General features: G+C 37.1%; 16 protein-coding genes. 4 read left to right on the plus strand and 12 right to left on the minus strand.

The window, feature by feature from the left end:
- The first annotated feature begins 186 nt into the window (after window positions 1-186).
- The gene (locus tag ACP6PM_RS22670; RefSeq protein WP_426588620.1) at window positions 187-1,482 is read left to right on the plus strand and encodes a glycoside hydrolase family 10-like protein; all 1,296 of its coding nucleotides are present in this window, start codon (window positions 187-189) and stop codon (window positions 1,480-1,482) included.
- A gap of 495 nt (window positions 1,483-1,977) precedes the next feature.
- The gene (locus tag ACP6PM_RS22675) at window positions 1,978-2,586 is read left to right on the plus strand and encodes a hypothetical protein (protein WP_426588622.1); all 609 of its coding nucleotides are present in this window, start codon (window positions 1,978-1,980) and stop codon (window positions 2,584-2,586) included.
- A 745-nt stretch (window positions 2,587-3,331) separates the two neighbouring features.
- On the opposite strand, the gene ACP6PM_RS22680 is transcribed toward ACP6PM_RS22675, so the two are convergent.
- The 12 genes from ACP6PM_RS22680 to ACP6PM_RS22735 all read right to left on the minus strand — a co-directional run bounded on the left by ACP6PM_RS22680 (window position 3,332) and on the right by ACP6PM_RS22735 (window position 17,015).
- Window positions 3,332-4,540 carry a caspase family protein gene (locus tag ACP6PM_RS22680; RefSeq protein ID WP_426588624.1) on the minus strand — a complete coding sequence of 403 codons (1,209 nt, stop codon included), beginning with the start codon at window positions 4,538-4,540 and terminating at the stop codon, window positions 3,332-3,334.
- 480 nt (window positions 4,541-5,020) lie between these two features.
- On the minus strand, window positions 5,021-5,407 hold the full coding sequence (locus tag ACP6PM_RS22685) for a type II toxin-antitoxin system death-on-curing family toxin (protein ID WP_426588626.1): 387 nt from the start codon (window positions 5,405-5,407) through the stop codon (window positions 5,021-5,023).
- Window positions 5,407-5,640 (minus strand): hypothetical protein, encoded by a 234-nt coding sequence (locus tag ACP6PM_RS22690; protein ID WP_426588628.1) that lies wholly within the window; start codon window positions 5,638-5,640, stop codon window positions 5,407-5,409. Before ACP6PM_RS22690 ends, ACP6PM_RS22685 begins: the two co-directional genes overlap by 1 nt.
- A gap of 506 nt (window positions 5,641-6,146) precedes the next feature.
- Window positions 6,147-9,170 carry a CHAT domain-containing protein gene (locus tag ACP6PM_RS22695; protein ID WP_426588630.1) on the minus strand — a complete coding sequence of 1,008 codons (3,024 nt, stop codon included), beginning with the start codon at window positions 9,168-9,170 and terminating at the stop codon, window positions 6,147-6,149.
- An 885-nt stretch (window positions 9,171-10,055) separates the two neighbouring features.
- Window positions 10,056-10,325 (minus strand): hypothetical protein, encoded by a 270-nt coding sequence (locus ACP6PM_RS22700; protein ID WP_426588632.1) that lies wholly within the window; start codon window positions 10,323-10,325, stop codon window positions 10,056-10,058.
- A gap of 521 nt (window positions 10,326-10,846) precedes the next feature.
- Window positions 10,847-11,188: a XisI protein gene (locus tag ACP6PM_RS22705; protein WP_426588634.1), complete on the minus strand. Its 342-nt coding sequence runs from the start codon at window positions 11,186-11,188 to the stop codon at window positions 10,847-10,849.
- Window positions 11,146-11,613: a XisH family protein gene (locus tag ACP6PM_RS22710; protein WP_426588635.1), complete on the minus strand. Its 468-nt coding sequence runs from the start codon at window positions 11,611-11,613 to the stop codon at window positions 11,146-11,148. The genes ACP6PM_RS22705 and ACP6PM_RS22710 overlap by 43 nt, the downstream gene beginning before the upstream one ends.
- Before the next feature lie 6 nt (window positions 11,614-11,619).
- A complete protein-coding gene (locus ACP6PM_RS22715) occupies window positions 11,620-11,979 on the minus strand; it encodes a hypothetical protein (RefSeq protein WP_426588637.1) in 360 nt (119 codons plus the stop codon).
- Between the two features lie 250 nt (window positions 11,980-12,229).
- Window positions 12,230-13,855 (minus strand): 2-isopropylmalate synthase, encoded by a 1,626-nt coding sequence (locus tag ACP6PM_RS22720; RefSeq protein WP_426588639.1) that lies wholly within the window; start codon window positions 13,853-13,855, stop codon window positions 12,230-12,232.
- A gap of 554 nt (window positions 13,856-14,409) precedes the next feature.
- Window positions 14,410-14,925 (minus strand): LabA-like NYN domain-containing protein, encoded by a 516-nt coding sequence (locus tag ACP6PM_RS22725; protein WP_293108391.1) that lies wholly within the window; start codon window positions 14,923-14,925, stop codon window positions 14,410-14,412.
- Between the two features lie 505 nt (window positions 14,926-15,430).
- A complete protein-coding gene (locus ACP6PM_RS22730) occupies window positions 15,431-16,078 on the minus strand; it encodes a response regulator transcription factor (protein ID WP_426588641.1) in 648 nt (215 codons plus the stop codon).
- A gap of 529 nt (window positions 16,079-16,607) precedes the next feature.
- Entirely contained in the window at window positions 16,608-17,015 is a 408-nt protein-coding gene (locus ACP6PM_RS22735; protein WP_426588645.1) for a (2Fe-2S) ferredoxin domain-containing protein, read from the minus strand.
- An 861-nt stretch (window positions 17,016-17,876) separates the two neighbouring features.
- On the opposite strand from ACP6PM_RS22735, the gene groES reads away from it, so the two are divergent.
- Both groES and groL read left to right on the plus strand, forming a co-directional pair.
- On the plus strand, window positions 17,877-18,188 hold the full coding sequence (gene groES / locus ACP6PM_RS22740) for a co-chaperone GroES (protein WP_094672717.1): 312 nt from the start codon (window positions 17,877-17,879) through the stop codon (window positions 18,186-18,188).
- Between the two features lie 154 nt (window positions 18,189-18,342).
- Window positions 18,343-19,977: a chaperonin GroEL gene (gene groL, locus ACP6PM_RS22745; protein ID WP_426588643.1), complete on the plus strand. Its 1,635-nt coding sequence runs from the start codon at window positions 18,343-18,345 to the stop codon at window positions 19,975-19,977.
- Window positions 19,978-20,395: the final 418 nt, after the last annotated feature.

Genomic DNA, 20,395 nt, shown 5'->3' on the forward strand with positions numbered 1-20,395 from the left:
GGGTTTATGACCCTGACTATTGTTTTTCGTTCTCACTTTGTCTATAAACCCGGTTTCTGGGTAATATCATGTCCGGTTGAATAGTTATAATTAAAGCTTGTAGTAGGGCTTTAGCCCTACTACAAACAAAATTTTTTTTATCGCTAATTATCCGGACAGGATATAAGTCCTAAATTTATCAAAATAATGACTAATAAAATTAATCATAAATTGAAACGATTAAAAATATGGCTAGTAGCGGGAGTAGCGATCGCTCTCCTTTCTATTTCGTTATACGCAATAGTAATCTCGCCAACTCCAGTCACCGCCAAAGCTACACCTGAAAAAAAAGAAGTGCGGGGAGTCTGGATAACTAATGTTAGTAGTAGCGTATTATTCACTCCGTGGGGAATTAATCGTGCCCTCCGTCAACTTTCTCAACTCAATTTCAACACTGTTTATCCAGTAACCTGGAACCGAGGTAACACCTTTTACCCCAGTGATATCGCCAAAAAAATCACAGGTCAACCTCAAGACCCAACTCTTGCTGCATTTCGCCTTGGTCAAGATGTACTCAGAGAAATATTTCAACAATCTCATCGCCAAGGTCTACGAGTTATCCCTTGGTTTGAATATGGTTTCATGGCCCCAATAAACTCTCTGTTAGTCAAACGTCATCCTCACTGGGTGACAACGAGTCTTGACAAAAATAGAAATCTTTCTGAGGGTTTCTTTGAACTAGAATTAAAAGATTTACTCCCAGAATCAGATGAAGAGTCTTTATTAACTCAATTGCAGCAGTCGCTCTCCATCTACAATGTTTGGCTTAACCCCATTCATCCCCAGGTGCAAAACTTTATTCTCGACCTAATATTAGAAGTTGTCAAAAAATACGATGTTGATGGAATTCAAATAGATGATCGCTTTGGAATGCCAGTACAATTTGGCTACGATCCGATTACAGTTCACATCTATCGAGAACAACATCAGGGCAAAATGCCTCCAAAAGATTTTACAGACCCAGAATGGATGCAATGGCGGGCAAATCAAATTACTGCCTTCATCGAAAGACTTTACAAATCTATTAAAGCTGTCAAACCCAACTGTATTGTGTCTGTATCTTCTAATCCCTATGATTTTGCCTACAAATTATATCTACAAGACTGGGAAACTTGGATCGAGAGAGGTTTAGTAGATGAATTTATTTTGCAGGTGTATCGAAATGATTTATCTTCATTTGTAGAAGAGTTGGAGCAACCCACTGTCAAAAATGCTAAAAAGAAAATTCCTTTCAGTATTGGCATTCTCACAGGGACTATGAAAACACCAATGAAAATTGAAAAAATTCAACAACAGGTAAAAGCAGTGCGCGATCGCCACTTTGCTGGAGTATCTTTTTTCTATTGGGAAACTTTATGGAGTTATATGACTCCAGACTCACCCCAAGAGCGGCGTGTTGAGTTTAAGAAAATGTTTCCTACTTCTGTATCTCGCCCGAAATGAAGAGATGGGGAGATTGAAGGCTTGAAGTAATTATAGAATTATCAACATATATTGGCTTTGTTGCATAAAAGTAGGGATAGAACATCCATTCCGCTTTGGTTCGCACATGAAACGCGGAGTAAGTGCGGCAGCTATATCGCTCTCTTTCGCGATTATTGATGTTCTATTCATCTATTGTCCAATAGTTAGGGTTTACCGATAGACTCTCAAAAGCTTGACAGGTAAAAGTTTCAGCCTTTTTCTGTCTTATATTGATGTTTTATTCATCTATTGTCCAATAGTTACAGCAGTTTCCGCACCTGATGAAGTACATATGCGGAGCAAGTGCAGCAGCTATATACTTTCATGCAACAAAGCCACATATATTATATAACCGGGTTCTATATTATGCAAAGAAATCTGATATTTTAACAACAGACATCTACGAAAAACCGGATTTCTGGGTTCGGTGTGCGTAAGTCCTCTTAATATTAAAGTTGCTAGAAAATTTATTTGATGTCACTTACCAAGTTGTATTATCATCCCTCCCGCACCAAACCCCAAAAAATTTCATGGGGTTTTTGCTTGGAGTGGGTATTTTTCACTATTGTCGGCTTTTTCCTCAGCTTAATATTTGTGGAAATAGGTGTGAGACCTTATGTTGGTGCTTTCTCAGGAGCTATCGGTGGAGGTGTTATTGGATTAGCACAATGGTTGATACTGAAAAATCGGATTTTTCGTAGCAAATGGTGGGTAGTGGTGAGTATTGTGAGTTGGTTATTTATAGGGGCGAGTAGTTTAGGGGCGTTAGGTTGGATAGCTCCACGAACGGAGCAAATATTTTTGAGGTTATTTCACGGATTTATTAATGGTGCTATTGTGGGGGCGATTTTAGGATTAGGTCAATGGTTTGTACTGAGGAAGCAAATCTATCGGGAGGAGTTGTGGATAATTACAAATATTATTGCTTGGGCAATTGGTTTGCCTCTAGGTTGGTTAGTCGGTGGCTTAGTTTATGGGGCGATCGGTCTATTTATTGGTGAGGCGATCGGTTTATTTGTGACCTGGTTTTTTGTGGCTGCAATTACAGGTATTGCTCTAATGCGTTTATATTCAGGTCGCTAGGTCACTTATCAGTTATAGTAGAATTTTTGTTTGTAGTTGGGCTTTAGCCCAAGCCCATGAAATACTTATCTTATACTTTTTCTCGGCTTTGTTGCACTTAATAAAAAATTACAATCCTCAGTGAAATTAAGGTCATATTCAGAATTATTAAGCGCATTGTTACAAAGAAATGGTACTAGGGCTAAAGCCCAACTACGAGCGTAATTATAATCTTTAGTTTGAATAATAAACACCTTATTTGTGACCTGGTTTTTTGTGGCTGCAATTACAGATATTGCTCTAATGCGTTTATATTCAGGTCGCTAGGTCACTTATCAGTTATAGTAGAATTTTTGTTTGTAGTTGGGCTTTAGCCCAAGCCCATGAAATACTTATCTTATATCATGTCTCTTTGAATAACCACAATAAAAATTTAGGGATTAGGGAGTAGGGAGTAGGGAGTAGGGGAAAATTTCAAAAATATTCTCGCGCGAGACAAAAGAACGTTTTTATTACGGCTAATTAATGAGACTTGATATTATACCTTTTCTCGGCTTTGTTGCACTTAATAAAAAATTACAATCCTCAGTGAAATTAAGGTCATATTCAGAATTATTAAGCGCATTGTTACAAAGAAATGGTACTAGGGCTAAAGCCCAACTACGAGCGTAATTATAATCTTTAGTTTGAAAAATAAACACCTACAAAAAAACCTAGTTTCTGGGTTCGCCTGCGTTAAATTTTGTACTGATTTTATCAACTTTTTTTAAATTTCTAATAAAAAGCCAGGCTTAACACCACCTTTAACTTTTGCATTTCCCTCTAAACCATCGCGGGATTGAAAAATTAATTTAGTTCTAGATTTTGCTTGGGGAAAAATAACATTAAATACAGTACCATTGGTTAATTTACTTATCTTTTTTGCTTCTAATCCTCCTAACCAAATTTGAGCTTGATTACCTTTTACTTCTGTAACTACTGCATTAGCAACGGGATAGGAATTTTCGGTCAAATATATACCTTGACTATCTAATTTAGTACCTGTCTTAACTTCATAAAATGGATTTTGTTCTAACCGAGATGGAATTTGTTTATTAGTATAAGCGATCGCCTGTTTTGGCGTACCTGTTTCTTGCCATAAATATTGTGTAAATAAATAGCTAAAAATTCCAGCATAAAAATCAAGAATTTTTACATCTTTTGCAGTTTGAAAAGGTTTGGCAGAAGCAAAAAATACTCCTTTTGCTACACCACTTTGATAACCTTTGACAAACTCATCTTTAGACATATCCAGCCGAGATAACCATTTTTCTTGATAAGCCTTTTCTTGAGGAGTAATTTCTATTTTATTTCCACCTTGACGAGAACGAACAGTAAAATCTCTAGTTGTCATTCCAGAAAAACAACTATCAAGAATTCCGGTGAAATTTTCTGTCTTTAAAGCTGATGTAAGTAGAAACAAAGTATGCCCCATAATATCATCAACTACACCACCAACATCGGGATTAGGAAAAGAACTATCTATCGGAACTAATGTACCACTTAAACCACTACCATCTATCAAAGAAGTCTTGACAATAGGATTATAATCTCTAACACGGGAACCATGCCCAGAATAATGAAAAACTGCCACATCTCCTGGTTTTGCTTGTTTAATTAAATGTTCTTCAAATGCTTCTAAAATTCCTTGGCGAGTTGCTTGTTTATCGGTCAGAATATAAATATCTTTCGGATTAAAACCAAAACGATGAATTAATAGATGACGTTGCATTTCTGTATCATTTACACAACCTCTTAAAGGGGCTTTTTTGTATTGATTAATTCCTACCAATAAAGCAAGTTTGCGTGGTGTACTTTGAGCTAATACTTTGCCATAATTTTCAGCTTGGGATATAAATTTCAATTGACTTATGCCAAGGGTAGCAAGTATTGAACTGGCAAATTGAAAAAAGTTACGGCGGGAGATAGGAGACATTTTGAATAATTTCTTCTTTATTAGACTTTATGAATATTATATAGCAATCCTAAATAGGTTGCGGGTAATCAAAAAGTAGATAAAAAAACTGAAACTGCCGCCTGTTCCCTGTTTCCTGTTCCCTGTTCCCTAAAAGTGGTAAAGTTTTTATACACAAATAAAATAGGACTACTATAGCAATCTTAAATAGGTTGGTAACATTTTGTCGTAGGGGTTTGGTCTCCAAACACTTAAAGCTATATTTCAGCTAAAAACGTAGGTTGGGTAGAACGAAGTGAAACCCAACAAAGCTTTATTGTGGTTGGGTTTCTTTATGATTAGACCTCTCCGGAAAAGAGAGAGTAGGGAGTAGGGAGTAGGGGGAAAAAATTGATTATTTCTGTACGATAATTGATTTGATTTTTGATTATCGGAGATGTCTATTGTTGGGTTTCGTCCCTCAACCCAACCTACAGTTATTGCTAAATATTATTTCAATGCTTAAATCTCTACAGAATTTTCTGCTAACCACCTCCCTAGAGATTCTTGATTTTCTTCTCCACTTGCTAGCTGTTCCATCATTTTTACAACTTCTGCTTCTGGTACTTCTAGCAAATAATTATTTAGCCCTAAAAAAGTATACATAACCATAAAAGCTGTTCTTTTATTCCCATCAATAAAAGGATGATTTTTAGCTAAACTATAACCGTAAGCTGCTGCAAGTTCAAATAAATTTGGTTGACCATAAGTAAACAAATGCTGGGGTCTAGCTAAACTAGCAGAAAGTAAATTTTCATCTCTAATTCCTTGACTTCCTCCATGTTGAATAATTTGGTCTGCATGAATAGCTTTAGTAATAATTTCGTCTATCCAAATAGGTTCTTTCATTATGCTAACTCTCGTAAGGCATTTTTATATTTTTCACTTCCTTTTTTATAAATAGCCATAGCTTTTTCAAAATTAGCTTCGTCAGTTTGATTAGTTTCTATTTCTTGAGCTTCAGAATCTTCTGGCAGAAGAATAATAACTCGGACATTTGTAGGAGTATTTATTTCTAGAGGATCTTCTAAAATTAGATTTCCCTTATCGTCAATTTTTCCGTTTATTTCTATTGCTTTCATTGGTATTAGCTAAATTATTTAATAATTACTATAAATATTCTAACATCAAAGTGAAATGTAGAAATGTAGGTTGGGTAGAACGATAGTGAAACCCAACATCCAAGTTCATTATTGTAGGGTGCGTTAGACGGCTAAAATTTAGACTGTGAAAAGTATTTAACAATCCGTCGTAACGCACCATTAAATATGTTTCAGTCTAGCGCCAGTAGGGTGTGTTAGACGGTAAAAAATCATAGATATAAAAACGATTTAACAATCCGTCGTAACGCACCATTTTAGCCAGTAGGGTGTGTTAGACGGTAAAAAATCATAGATATAAAAACGATTTAACAATCCGTCGTAACGCACCATTTTAGTAGTAGTAGGTGCGTTACGGCGCAATCTACTCTGTTAGAGATAATGTATTCCTAATAATAGCACCTTTTCATGTTGCGCAGCAAAACGCACCCTACAAATATCTACTTTGCTTATTCTAACTTCTGACTTCTGACTTCAAACTTCTGACTTCATTTCCACTCTCCCTGCACAACAAATGGTGCCCAATAATAGGGTGCTTTCCAATTCTCTGAACTTAACATTTCTAACTGAGTTTCTCTCATTGCCTCTACTGGATTTTTACCTGTTTCTAATATTTTCTGATAATAATTTTCCATTAATTGAGCAGTCGAATTATCTGCCACTTTCCATAAACTTACTACTACTCTTTTAGCTCCTGCATACATAAACCCTCTGGTTAAACTCACTAATCCTTCCCCTCTAATTTCTTCCCCAATTCCTGTTTCACAAGCACTTAATACTACTAATTCTGCTGGCATTTCTAAGTTAAATATATCATTTAATTGTAAAAAACCAGGTGTTTCCTTACCAGTTTCATCATACAAAGAAAGCACTAATCCTGATAATTCTGGCTGACTTTCATTTAATAACCCGTGGGTGGCAAAATGTATGATTTGATATTGGGATAAGTTGGTATCTATTGCCGTTTTTAGGTTAGAATCAAAGTCTAATGATAGTCTTTCTAAATTGTCAGGAACTAATGCTAATATTGCTTCAGCTTCCTGACGACTTCCTTCTAGACGATTGAATGATGAACCGAGAAAATCTTCTAGAGAACGAGTTAATGCCATTGCGATTAAATTGTTAGTTTCTGTTTCTTTTTTTGGTTGAGAAGCTATTTGAAATCTGGGGTCGTTATCTGCAAATACTGGGTCGGCAATAACAGCTACTTTTTTCGGAGCAGGGGGTCTATCTTTGACTTGTTCTCTAAGAATAGAAATACTTGAAGCTGAAGGTAAGGTGACAATTTCATGGTTGACAATTAGGGGTTGATAATTTTGACCCCCCTCATTCCCCCCTGCAAGGGTGGAGGATTTTTCTCCTTCTACTATATTTCCCCCCTCTCGGAGTAGGAGAGGGGTCGGGGGAGAGGTCAAAGGTAATGCTGCAAATGGAATTGCTTGTAATATCCCATCCCCGACAATAATTAATCGTTTATTTCCTAATTTATTGGCTACAGGCGATAATAATATTTCACTTAATTTATTTCCGGTTTCTGGCACTGGGGAAATCGAGATTATTTCTTCTCTAAATTGTCTGGCTAATTCTTCTATTTCTGATTTTTTGGGTAGTTCATAACTGCTAATTTCTGTGGAAGTTACTAACCATAAATAACTGCGGTCTTTTCCGAGGGAATATTGTAAAAGTATGGTGTCTTTGTCGATGACTTGTTGTTGAATTTCCGAAGCGGTGAGGGGTTCTGGATATTTAAGGTTGGCGTAACGGGGGCTGTTTTGTTTGATTTTTACTTCTAGTTGCTGGAGTTGGTTGCTTAGGGTTTCAATTTGTTGTTTGAGTTTGTCGGGGTTATATCCAGGGGTGTTGAGTTGTCGTGCTTGGTCTAATGTGTTGAGTTGTTGCAGTAGTTGTTTTTCTTGTGCGAGGAGTTGGGGGTTGACTCCAGTTTTGATGTCAGCTCCTGATTCTGCTAGGATATCTAGTAGACTTCTGGCGCGACTGCGTTCGCTGGCGTTTAATGCTCTGCTTTCATAATCTTCGTTGGGGTTTTGTTTGTGGAGTTGCATTAGGAGGTCGATGTAAAATTGATACTCATCTTGAACTGTGGCAAAGTATGATGTTCGCAGGTCTTGAGCAACTATTTTGGTGCGGAGGTCTTCGATTATTTTTATGGATTTTTCTATGAAAGTGAGGCTTTCGGTGAGGTTGCCTTGGTCTCGTTGGACTTGAGCGATGTGATAGAGAGTGGTTGTTTCCCCACCCTTATCTTCTACTTGCTGAGATAGATGTAAAGCTTCCTGGTAGTAATTGAGTGCAAGTTGTTCTTCTCCTAAATCATTGTAGACATTGCCAATATTATTGAGAGTTCTTGCTTCCCCAAAGCGATCGCCTACTTGCCGAAGTATAGGTAAAGCTTGCTGGTAGTAATTGAGTGCAAGTTGTTTTTCTCCTAAATTTCTGTAGACAGCGCCAATATTATGGAGAGTGTTTGCCTCCCCACCCTGATCTTCTACTTGCTGAGATAGATGTAAAGCTTCCTGGTAGTAATCGAGTGCAAGTTGTTTTTCTCCTAAGTCTGAGTATACACCGCCGATATTATTGAGAGTGATTGCTTCCCCAAAGCGATCGCCTACTTGCCGAAGTATAGGTAAAGCTTCCTGGTAGTAATTGAGTGCTGTTTGTTTTTCTCCTAAGTCACTGTAGACAAGGCCAATATTATTGAGAGTGACTGCTTCCCCACCCTGATCTTCTACTTGCTGAGATAGATGTAAAGCTTCCTGGTAGTAATCGAGTGCAAGTTGTTTTTCTCCTAAGTCTGAGTATACACCGCCGATATTATTGAGAGTGATTGCTTCCCCAAAGCGATCGCCTACTTGCCGTCTTATAGGTAAAGCTTGCTGGTAGTAATTGAGAGCTGTTTGTTTTTCTCCTAAGTCATTATAGACAAGGCCAATATTATTGAGAGTGTTTGCTTCCCCACGGCGATCGTCTACTTGCCGAAGTATAGGTAAAGCTTGCTGGTAGTAATTGAGTGCAAGTTGTTTTTTTCCTAAATCATTGTAGACAGCGCCAATATTATTGAGAGTAGCTGCTTCCCCAAAGCGATCGTCTACTTCCCGATATATAGGTAAAGCTTGCTGGTAGTAATTGAGTGCAAGTTCTTTTTCTCCTAAGTCTGAGTATACACGACCAGCAACAAGAAGTGTAACTGCTTCCCCACTCAGGTTGCGCGTTTTCCTATATAGAAATAGTGCCTCTTCCAATTTAGTGATCGCTCCCTTTAGAGATTCTGCTGTACCTTGCTTATATAGTTCAAATCCCTGATTAAATAATCTTTCAGCCTCAGCATTAGGGTCTGTCTGAGCAATAACTTCTGCCCCATTGACAATATTGGGCAACATTAATATAGGAAAACTGACATTAAATAACATCAGACTATTAACACTGAGAATAGACAGCCATCTCTTAGGAGAAACCATAAACTTAACCCTTACCTCACAACTAGAAATTTTCATCTATTATATTTCCAGTTTCAGGGAAGATATGCAATTTCAGTTATCAGTTATCAGTTATTTATGAGATTGATTATTGGTTTAAGCACTACTGTCATTGCAAGGGTAGGGAAAAGCAATTATTTTTGTCTCCTCAACATTAAACTCCCCGTGGCAATCTCTCAAATTATCAGATTGCTTCGGCTAAGGTTATACTTTTTCCAGAAGGTTAACTGTTTGATTACCGCCTCGCAATGACAATTGGGTTGATTACGTCATTGCGAGGGGGGTGGGAAAATTACAGCAATTTCGGAGGCGCGTGAGGTACAAATTTTTTAGTAACACAAGCATCCTGCTTGTTACAGGCTGGAAGCCTGTGTTACTAATGTACCTCACCATCCTCAAAAGTGCTGTAATTATTTTTGTTTGCTCAACATTAAACCCCCCGTGGCAATCTCTCAAATTATCAGATTGCTTCGGCTAAGGTTATACTTTTTCCAGAAGGTTAACTGTTTGATTACCGCCTCGCAATGACAATTGGGTTGATTACGTCATTGCGAGGGGGGTGGGAAAATTACAGCAATTTCGGAGGCGCGTGAGGTACAAATTTTTTAGTAACACAAGCATCCTGCTTGTTACAGGCTGGAAGCCTGTGTTACTAATGTACCTCACCATCCTCAAAAGTGCTGTAATTATTTTTGTTTGCTCAACATTAAACCCCCCGTGGCAATCTCTCAAATTATCAGATTGCTTCGGCTAAGGTTATACTTTTTCCAGAAGGTTAACTGTTTGATTACCGCCTCGCAATGACAATTGGGTTGATTACGTCATTGCGAGGGGGGTAGCAAAAACAATTATTTTTGTCTGCTCAACATTAAACCCCCCGTGGCAATCTCTCAAATCACCTAACTATTTAATTTCCAGAGTTAAAATTCCCGCCCCTTTATCTATAACTATTCGTACTGCATCTAACCAAAGAACACCTATCAATATTTCTGGTAAATTATCCCCTGCATGAACTGGAATTGTAAATTCTTGTTCGTTGATTATCATCCGACCCTCATAAATATCAAAATATGCCATACCTTTGGCTGTACTTAACATTATATTTGAACGAATTTTATCCCATCCTAAAGCTTCTATATCTTGAGTGGGAATTGCTAAATAACCTGTAGTCAATCCTGTGTCTAAAATAGCATCAACAGGAATAATTTCACCGTTTTTAGCAATTGTTCAATCTCAAATATTAGTTCTCCTTCCTCTCCAAATATCCCAGAAATCATTTAGATTTTCCCACAAGCTCCAGTTTCATTAATCCGATAAGTTACTAACTGACTTGTCGGGCAATATACCGTTACTCTTTTCATCAAATTTTTCAAGTCATTGTCAAGCAAATAATAACCACTTTCGGGTTCAATAGCAATGAACCAATTGTAATAATTTTTTATCAGGTGTGGTCGGATTTTTTCAAAGATTTTAAAGCAGCTTTCTCCACGTTTTTTTCTTTGAATTGCTCGTCGTTCTAATTTTTCAGCAGAGAGAGAATTTGTAGAAAATATGCTATTTTTTTTAGACCCAGAAGTCTTGATTAATTGTGTGATAATTTTTTTTCAGAATAACTATACTATTGTAGTATTAAAATTATAATTGCTGATTTTTCAAATTTGCCAATATCTCCTTAGCTCGTTCCGTTGCTGCTACTAATAATTTGACCCAACTTCCCCGAAATTTTCAGCATTCATTTCCCATAAATGTCCTAAGATTATATTATTCTGAGGAATGCCTTGGTCAATTAAATCTTGAGTAATGCCTTGTTCTATACCATCATATTCAACATAGACTTTTCCCTCTCCTAGAGTAATATAAATAATATTTCCTCTAACTCGCTTACCTCTGTTCCATCCCACTTGCATCAGAGCATAGCGATCGCTCTGTTCATCAAAAACAGTATCTAATCTAATATTTCCATGAGAAGGACGTAATTTAGCATATTTCCCAATTACTTGTTTGACGATTTCTCTATAGGTCTTTGGGGTATCCATTCTAAAACCTCGACTTTTTCTAAATCTACAACCAACAATTTCATAGGCAAATTATTAATTACTAATTCACCAATGGATTCACTGAATATATTATTATAAGTAAAGCTACTAATAGCTAGATAAATTTCCCTAACTGGGTCAACTTCTTTGAGTAACAATTGATAAAGAATGTACTGCCCAATAGCTTGTTCTAAATCGACTATTGGAGAATTACCTCTAAACTCCTTTATTTCAACAGCAAGCTGGAAATTTCCTTGTTTAGCAGCAATCAAGTTTCCATTATTAAACTCGTGACCCGTAGCAGCTAAGTCTATAAACAAAAATCTTTCACCATAAGAAATTACATAGGGGTCATCTGTAATTTCCCAACCATCTTTAATAATGGCTTGTTTAACTAGATTATGAATAGAATCTCTAGCAGGCATTTCAAATTAGATTTCCTGATTTTTCAAATTTGCCAATATTTTCCTTGCTCGTGCCGTTGCTGCTGCTAATTCTGCCTCTGGTAATTCCTCTAATTCTTGTTGTTCTTCCCTAGATAATAATTGTTGATTATCCTGACTTTCGTGAAACCTATTCATTAACTGTTGAAGTCTCTCATGTTGTGGCTGAGAAAAAAATATGTCTGGCACAAATCTCTGAATAAAAATTAACGTATTTGTTTGTAGATTTGTTAATTGTTGTTCTAACTCATCCAATACCTGAACAGGAGAAATTTCTAATGCTTGTTTCTCTCCACAAATTGCTCGATAAGTTGTAGATTTATTAGGACTTGATTCGTGAATAGACATCTCCAGAAATAAAAAGTAAAATCAATTCTTATCCATAAATCATCAATTATTCTTCCCTGTTCCCTGTTCCCTGTTCCCTGTTCCCTGTTCCCTCTTTTCTGGAGATGTCTAATAATTTCAATGGTATTCATTGTTAATAAAAAAAGTATTAGTTTGTAGTAGGGCTAAAGCCCAGGAAATATATCGGGCTAAAGCCCTACTACTAGCCTAATTATAACTTTCTGCTAAAGCACCCTACAGAAACTATCTATTAACTACCAGCTACTACTTCTTCAGGTTGACTCTTTTGCGGATGTATTTTCTCTACACCACTTTGCAAAACTCCATACAACCGATTTAAAGCATTTACATAAGCCTCAGCAGATGCCACAATAATATCAGTATTAGCAGCATGACCAGAATAAACACGCCCTTCATATCGCAAGCGAATAGTCACTTCGCCAATAGCATCAATACCAGCAGTTACCGACTGCACGGAAAACTCAATTAAATCGTTCGGTACATTCACTACTCGGTTAATTGCCTTGTACACAGCATCCACAGGACCAGTACCAATAGCAGCATCAGTTAATTCTTCCCCATTGGGAGTACGGATACTAACTGTAGCTGTAGGACGAGAGCGATCGCCACAGGAGACTTGCACCAATTCCAAACGGAAAAGTTCGGGTGGTTGTCGAACCTCACTATTAATAATAGATTCTAAATCCCAATCTGTGATTTCTTTCTTTTTGTCTGCCAAATCTTTGAACTTAAGAAACGCCTTATTAATTTCTTCCTCTGAAAGTTCAAACCCAAGCTCTTGCAAGCGAGTTTGGAAAGCATGACGACCGGAAAGTTTACCCAAGACTATCTGATTATCTGTCAACCCGATAGACTGAGCATCCATAATTTCATAAGTCAGTTTATTTTTGAGTACCCCATCTTGGTGAATACCTGACTCGTGAGCAAAAGCATTAGCACCAACAATAGCTTTATTTGGTTGTACAAACATTCCTGTCAAATTAGAAACCAGACGAGATGTTTTGTAAATGTGCTGCGTATTAATATTAGTTAGTGGTGCTTCTGACTCTGGTGCGCGACCCAAAAATGGGTTGAAATATTGTCGCCGAACGTGCAACGCCATCACCAACTCTTCCAAAGCAGCATTACCAGCACGTTCCCCAATACCATTGATAGTACATTCTAACTGACGAGCGCCATTTTTCACTGCTTCCAGGAAATTAGCAACTGCCAAACCCAAGTCATTGTGACCGTGAACCGAAATAATCGCTTGGTCAATGTTCGGCACATTTTCCTTAATACCTCGGATGAGTGCCCCAAATTCAGCAGGAGTCGTATAACCTACAGTATCAGGAATATTAACAGTAGTAGCTCCAGCAGCGATCGCCAACTCCAATACTTGATACAGAAATTCTGGGTCGGAGCGACCTGCATCTTCCGGAGAAAATTCTACATCATCCACAAAAGTTTTAGCATAAGCCACCATTTCTGGAGCAATCTCTAATACTTCTGCTCTAGTTTTCTTAAGTTTGTAAGCTAAGTGAATGTCAGAGGTAGCGATAAAAGTATGAATACGCGCTTTAGCTGCTGGTTTGAGCGCTTTACCTGCTGCCTCAATATCTGCACGGGTTGTTCTTGCCAAACCGCAGATAGTTGGGCCTCCTTCTACACCCACTATCTCAGCAATTTTTTGTACTGCCTCAAAATCTCCAGGACTAGCATAGGGGAAACCAGCTTCAATCACATCTACTCCCAAACGAGATAGTTGTCGAGCGATGGTCAATTTTTCATCTATATTGAGAGCTGCACCAGGAGATTGTTCTCCATCCCGGAGGGTAGTATCAAAAATAATAATTCGGTCTTGACTGGTGGTCATTGTTTTTTTCCTTGTAGTTTAGAGGAATTAGCCTATAGCTTTTCTTATATCTTAAATTCAGGGAGTAGGGAGTAGGGAGTAGGGAATACAATTTCTCAAAAACTTTAATTAAGGGAGTAGGGAAGAAGTAAAAATATGAATATTAGACATCTCCAGAAAAGAGGGAACAGGGAACACTTAACTGGGAACAGGGGGGAGTAATTAATAATTTATATATAAGAATTGATTTTGTTTTTCATTTTTGGAGATGTCTATTATTGATGGTTAATGGGAGTAGGGAGTAGGGAAGATGGCAATTAGGATAGGGAAAGGAAAAAATATTTACCCCGTCGTCAATTAAACAATAACGATAAATAAAATTCAGTTTTTATCCTACTCCCTACTCCTTATTAGTATTGATAGATTGAACAATAACGATAAATAAAATTCAGTTTTTATCCTACTCCCTACTCCCTACTCCCTACTCCCTATTAGTATTGATAGATTGAACAATAACAATAAAGAAAATTCAGTTTTTATCCTACTCTCTACTCCCTACTCCCTACTCCCTTTTTCTAATATTCTGCTTTTTCTATTTGGTCACGAATATTATTTAAGTCTACATATTGGTCTGTAACATTTCGCAATTCCCTAGCAATCATTCCTTCTGTTGATACAACTGTAATATGAGTATTTTTAGAGCGCAATAACTCAATAGCTCTTTCAAAATCACCATCTCCACTAAACAAAACTACTTCATCATATTGGTCTACCGTATTAAACATATCTACAACAATTTCAATATCTAAGTTAGCTTTTTGAGAATAGCGACCTGAAACATCATCATAATATTCTTTCAAAATTTTAGTGCGTACTGTATAACCCAAACTAATTAAAGCATCTCGGAATCCTCTTTGATCTTGTGGGTCTTTTAAACCTGTATACCAAAAAGCATTTATTAATTTTACTTCTGGTCTGTTGAAATATTCTAATACTCTTCTCGGGTCAAAAAACCAACCATTTTTTTGTTGAGCATAGAACATATTGTTCCCGTCAACAAATATAGAGAGACGGTTCATGGAATTTTTCATAGAAACTTAATTTAATATTTATTTTAGATAATTCAGGCTAAATCCATTATTCTAGGAATCTTTTTATCATTAATGCAAGTCTGTTTAGTCTCTAAAAACTTACATTATTCCTTGCATATTTCATATTTAAACTGCCAAAAATTACCCTTAATATTATAAACCGATAATATTTTTCTCTACCCATAATTTTAATGAACTTAGCAGTTCAGTCTTCTATATTTCAGGCTTTTTTTTATCAAAATATATTTTTTTCATGCCTGTTAAATTTATTGATATCCTGCTACATTTCCATACAAGACCTTAATTTTTAATCAAGGCCATAAGTTAATATTTGATTAATCTAATATCTAAAATTTAGCCAAATCAAAAATAATTGACTTAATAAAAGCTATGTATGCAAAATTATGAATATAGAAAATTTTGGGCAGTATAAAATTACAGCCCTTCAGTAAAAAAATTACACAGATAAAAACTTACACCCTGATCAATTATTGGAGAGTTATATCTAAGCTTTCTTACTTTCAATAGCCCAACGAGCTAACTCTGTCCGATTATGCAGACCCGTTTTACCAAGCATATTGCTCACATGACTCTCAATCGTTCTTTGACTAACTTCCATAATTTGTGCAATGTCACGATTAGCCATTCCCTTGGCTACCAATTGGACTACTTTTAACTCTGTAGGAGTTAACTCTACGTTTCGGCGCACCTTAATTGTTGGCCCACTGCTGACACCGGAATTTTGATGTTTAATGAGGCGAGAAGCTTGTTTAAGAGAAGATTCTACTTGAGCTACAAGTTCTTCTGGTTCAAATGGCTTGACAATGTAGACATCAGCTCCAGTATTTAGACCCTTAACTCGATCTTGACTTTGACCCTTGGCAGATAAAAATAGAACTGGAACCCATTCTGTAGCTGAATTTTCTCTGATATGTTGCACCAGGGTGTATCCATCCATTTCTGGCATCATCACATCACATATAATCAGGTCAGGAACTTGTTCTTCTAGCAGTTCTAGAGCTTCTCGGCCATTTTCTGCTGTTATTACCTGGTATCCACGAAATTCTAAATAATCCTTGACCAGCAATATTAAATTAGGGTCATCATCAACCAACATTAAACGTCCTTGGTCTGTAGTATTCATTTCCTTCATAATTGAAGAACTCACTTTATTTGATTCTTGTAAACATTAACTTTACAGACGGGTGAACCCACGTCTTTCATTACGAGACTGAGGAAGTAGGGCAGCTTTGACACTTTCCTTTAAATTAATGATATATATCCTTACCCAGAAGGCTTGGACTGTATCTAATCCTCAAAGGGAGTTGATCCCCTATCTATTATAGTTATAGATTATAGATTTTATACTGAATCAATAGTCCTATAATTTAGGTAGATATAGCTAGATAATAGTTTTGTAGTGATGGAAAATAATTACCACTACTTTTGATAATAATATATGAGAATTCAAGAGTATTCCCTTCTAATAGTATAAGAAACTATGGTTAATTTTACTTACTTATTAAGTTAATTAAGTTAGGATCTATGGTGAATTGATAACAGTTAGTTACCGATTGTGAACTTTGAGCTTTTGAGTCGAGCAGCAAGTAATTTGTCCATGATTGCCTAGTATGGGCCTATGAATCGATTAAATTTTCAACCCCACCCTTAAGGGTTATGTCTTATGAAATAATCTTTGATTCTGGCAAAGGATGAGTCAGAAAAACGTATTCTTCTACAACTTGAGAACCGATGATGTGTTCTTGAATAATTCTTTCAATTACAGGAGGAGTTGCAGAGTGGTACCATACTCCTTCAGGATAAATAACAAGAATTGGACCTTGACAACAAACTCGTAAACAGTTAGCTTTAGTGCGAAATATACAATCTGGCATACTAGGGCTAGGCTCATCAAGTTTTAATTCTTTCAGACGTTTTTTGAGATAATTCCATGCTTCTAAACCAAGCTCTTTTGAGCAACATTTTGGTTTAGTTTGGTCAGCACAAATAAAAATATGTCTCTGAATGTTACTCAGTCCGAGAGATTGGACACAACTGCCTAGGGACTCTTGACAAATATCTGGGTCAATATTCCTCTGTTGAAAATATCCTTGGGATTCGGCTACCTGAACGTCAGTCCCATTAGCTTTTTCAGTGTTGTTAAATATATTATCTGTCATCAATTGATACACCTTGAATCTGGTTCTACTACATATAGTCCCTGGTGGGTTAAATGTCTGACTGAGAATGGCAAATGACTTACATTTCCCAAATATTAAAAGTTTTACTCCCATAATTTTAGTTTATTGTCTTCTGAGATTGATTTTTGTTTTAGGGAGTAGGGAGTAGTAATTCGAGAAACAGGGAGTAGAAAAATAGAAAAGAAGAAAAACAACTTTACCTCAGTAACTTGAGAAACGCTATAGTATAGGGTTACCCATTAATATTAGGACGTCTCTCTGTGGCCTTTGAACCCGAGTTTATTGTCCTAACTAAAAAATGTACTACTATGAACTTTTGACCTTTATATTTTGACTTTTGGTAAAGACCCAAATCCTCAGTTCGGGAACCCGTACAGTTTAGTTAGTTGCGATCGCAACTCTTATTCAGCTACATTAGCACTCAGATGGTGAGAGTGCTAAAAAATCAAATGAAGTTAAATTCTCACTTTAACTTGTAGGAGTGCTTGCGCCAGACCACGCTTGGGGCTGAATTCCTGATAAGTTACTGAAGCGACTGGTCAAGGAATGTGTTAACTTCTGCGACCGCCGACAACCAAGGCGACAGAAGGGACTAAGCATACTTAGTCCGTACAAAGCGTTTACAAGATTTTCTTGTAGACATTGGGAGATACCCCCTCAGTAGATAATGTTCTACTGTGCATTGTTAACAAATGTTAGCAAAATAGTATCGGCTCTCAACAACAATAAAATTTATCTGGAGGTAATGTAATGGCAGCTGTAACACTGAGTGTTTCTACTGTTAAACCCTTGGGCGAACGTGTATTTGTCAAAGTTAGCGAATCTGAAGAAAAAACAGCAGGTGGCATTCTTCTACCTGACAGTGCAAAAGAAAAACCTCAAGTAGGAGAAGTTGTTTCAGCTGGTCCTGGTAAACGTAACGATGATGGTTCTCGCGCAGAAATGGAAGTCAAAGTAGGAGATAAAGTTCTCTACTCTAAATATGCTGGAACTGATATAAAACTTGGTGGCGATGAATATGTCCTACTCGCAGAAAAAGACATTCTCGCAATTGTTAACTAATATCTCACCCTTAAGGGCGAGGTTTAAAGAAGTTGTTCTATAGCACTAGCAAACTTTTTCTTCATATTTGATGTTTGCTAAAGTGCTAAAACAACTAAATTCTCAACACAAAAAAATAAACATCCACAATTACTAATCAATAGAAATTACAACTATGGCTAAACGTATTATTTACAACGAAAATGCTCGTCGCGCCTTAGAAAAAGGCATGGATATCCTCGCTGAGTCTGTAGCAGTAACTCTTGGTCCCAAAGGTCGCAACGTTGTTTTAGAGAAAAAATTCGGCGCACCTCAAATTGTTAATGATGGTGTTACTATTGCTAAAGAAATTGAACTAGAAGACCATGTAGAAAATACTGGTGTTTCCCTGATTCGTCAAGCAGCTTCTAAAACTAATGACGCAGCAGGTGACGGTACAACCACTGCAACTGTTTTAGCTCATGCAATTGTCAAAGAAGGTCTACGCAACGTTGCTGCTGGTGCTAACCCCATAGCTATTAAACGTGGTGTTGATAAAGCTGCAAGTTTCCTAGTAGAAAAAATTGCAGCTCACGCTCGTCAAATTGAAGATTCTAAGGCGATCGCTCAAGTTGGTGCTATTTCTGCTGGTAATGACGAAGAAGTAGGTCAAATGATTGCCCAAGCAATGGATAAAGTGGGTAAAGAAGGTGTGATTTCTCTGGAAGAAGGGAAGTCAATGCAGACTGAGTTGGAAATCACTGAAGGTATGCGTTTTGACAAAGGCTACATCTCTCCTTACTTCGCAACAGATATGGAGCGGATGGAAGCTGTTCTAGACGAACCTCAAATTCTAATTACTGATAAGAAAATTGCTCTAGTACAAGATTTAGTACCAGTGTTAGAACAAGTAGCTCGTTCTGGTAAACCCTTATTAATTTTAGCTGAAGACATTGAAAAAGAAGCTTTAGCAACTTTAGTAGTTAATCGTCTACGGGGTGTATTGAATGTTGCTGCTGTGAAAGCTCCTGGTTTTGGCGATCGCCGTAAAGCTATGTTAGAAGATATCGCGGTATTAACTGGTGGTCAAGTTATTACTGAAGATGCTGGTTTGAAATTAGAAAGCACCAAGCTAGATATGCTTGGTAAAGCACGTCGTATCACTATCACTAAAGACAATACTACTATTGTTGCTGAAGGTAACGAAAAAGAAGTTAAAGCACGTTGCGAACAAATTCGCCGTCAAATGGAAGAAACTGACTCTTCCTACGACAAAGAAAAGTTACAAGAGCGTTTGGCTAAGTTAGCTGGTGGTGTAGCAGTTGTTAAAGTTGGTGCTGCTACTGAGACTGAAATGAAAGACCGCAAGTTACGCTTGGAAGATGCTATTAACGCAACTAAAGCTGCTGTAGAGGAAGGTATTGTTCCTGGTGGTGGTACAACTCTAGCTCATTTAGCTCCTGATCTAGAAACTTGGGCAAATGAGAACCTACAAGCTGAAGAGTTGACTGGTGCTTTGATTGTTAGTCGTGCTTTATTAGCTCCATTAATGCGAATTGCCGAAAATGCTGGTCAGAATGGTGCTGTAATTTCTGAGCGCGTGAAAGAGAAGGATTTCAATACTGGTTTTAATGCAGCAAGCAATGAGTTTGTTGATATGTTTGAAGCTGGTATTGTTGACCCTGCTAAGGTAACTCGTTCCGCTCTACAAAACGCTGCTTCTATTGCTGGTATGGTTTTAACAACTGAGTGTATTGTTGTTGACAAACCTGAACCCAAGGAAGGTGCTGCTGCTGGCGCTGGTATGGGTGGTGGCGATTTCGATTACTAAGTTTTTTGAGGTAGGGAACAATCTCGAGATTGTTCCCTCTCCAATTTGTTTGTGTAAAAAGTGTGTATTGTGTTTGAGTCACTTCCAGTTTTTGGAGGTGGCTTTATTATATTTATATTAGGCAACAGGGATAAGACTTTTAGAGTTTTTATATATTTCTATATTTTTTACAAGTAATATCAAATCTGCTTGGTTTGGAGTTGGGAGGTTCATTCAAGAGACAAAAACTCATTGGTAGAGTTTGGGTTTGGTCACCAAACCCCTACGGGGCGTGAATTATACCTATACTACCGGATTTTATAGAACCCCTGAAGGTATCTTCATAAATTTAGCAAGGAGTCAGGAGACAGGAGACAGGAGTTCAATAATGAATAATGAATAATGAATAATGAATAATGAATAATGAATAATGAATAAT

The sequence above is a fragment of the Dapis brunnea BLCC-M229 genome (genome assembly GCF_050015995.1).
In the GTDB taxonomy this organism is placed as follows: Bacteria; Cyanobacteriota; Cyanobacteriia; order Cyanobacteriales; family Microcoleaceae; genus Trichodesmium.

Excerpts from the sequence above, each read along its gene's own strand:
- ACP6PM_RS22670 (WP_426588620.1), top strand. The coding sequence starts at position 187 with ATGACTAATAAAATTAATCATAAATTGAAACGATTAAAAATATGGCTA.
- ACP6PM_RS22675 (WP_426588622.1), top strand. The coding sequence starts at position 1,978 with ATGTCACTTACCAAGTTGTATTATCATCCCTCCCGCACCAAACCCCAA.
- ACP6PM_RS22680 (WP_426588624.1), bottom strand. The coding sequence starts at position 4,540 with ATGTCTCCTATCTCCCGCCGTAACTTTTTTCAATTTGCCAGTTCAATA.
- ACP6PM_RS22685 (WP_426588626.1), bottom strand. The coding sequence starts at position 5,407 with ATGAAAGAACCTATTTGGATAGACGAAATTATTACTAAAGCTATTCAT.
- ACP6PM_RS22690 (WP_426588628.1), bottom strand. The coding sequence starts at position 5,640 with ATGAAAGCAATAGAAATAAACGGAAAAATTGACGATAAGGGAAATCTA.
- ACP6PM_RS22695 (WP_426588630.1), bottom strand. The coding sequence starts at position 9,170 with ATGAAAATTTCTAGTTGTGAGGTAAGGGTTAAGTTTATGGTTTCTCCT.
- ACP6PM_RS22705 (WP_426588634.1), bottom strand. The coding sequence starts at position 11,188 with ATGGATACCCCAAAGACCTATAGAGAAATCGTCAAACAAGTAATTGGG.
- ACP6PM_RS22710 (WP_426588635.1), bottom strand. The coding sequence starts at position 11,613 with ATGCCTGCTAGAGATTCTATTCATAATCTAGTTAAACAAGCCATTATT.
- ACP6PM_RS22715 (WP_426588637.1), bottom strand. The coding sequence starts at position 11,979 with ATGTCTATTCACGAATCAAGTCCTAATAAATCTACAACTTATCGAGCA.
- ACP6PM_RS22720 (WP_426588639.1), bottom strand. The coding sequence starts at position 13,855 with ATGACCACCAGTCAAGACCGAATTATTATTTTTGATACTACCCTCCGG.
- ACP6PM_RS22725 (WP_293108391.1), bottom strand. The coding sequence starts at position 14,925 with ATGAAAAATTCCATGAACCGTCTCTCTATATTTGTTGACGGGAACAAT.
- ACP6PM_RS22730 (WP_426588641.1), bottom strand. The coding sequence starts at position 16,078 with ATGAAGGAAATGAATACTACAGACCAAGGACGTTTAATGTTGGTTGAT.
- groES (WP_094672717.1), top strand. The coding sequence starts at position 17,877 with ATGGCAGCTGTAACACTGAGTGTTTCTACTGTTAAACCCTTGGGCGAA.
- groL (WP_426588643.1), top strand. The coding sequence starts at position 18,343 with ATGGCTAAACGTATTATTTACAACGAAAATGCTCGTCGCGCCTTAGAA.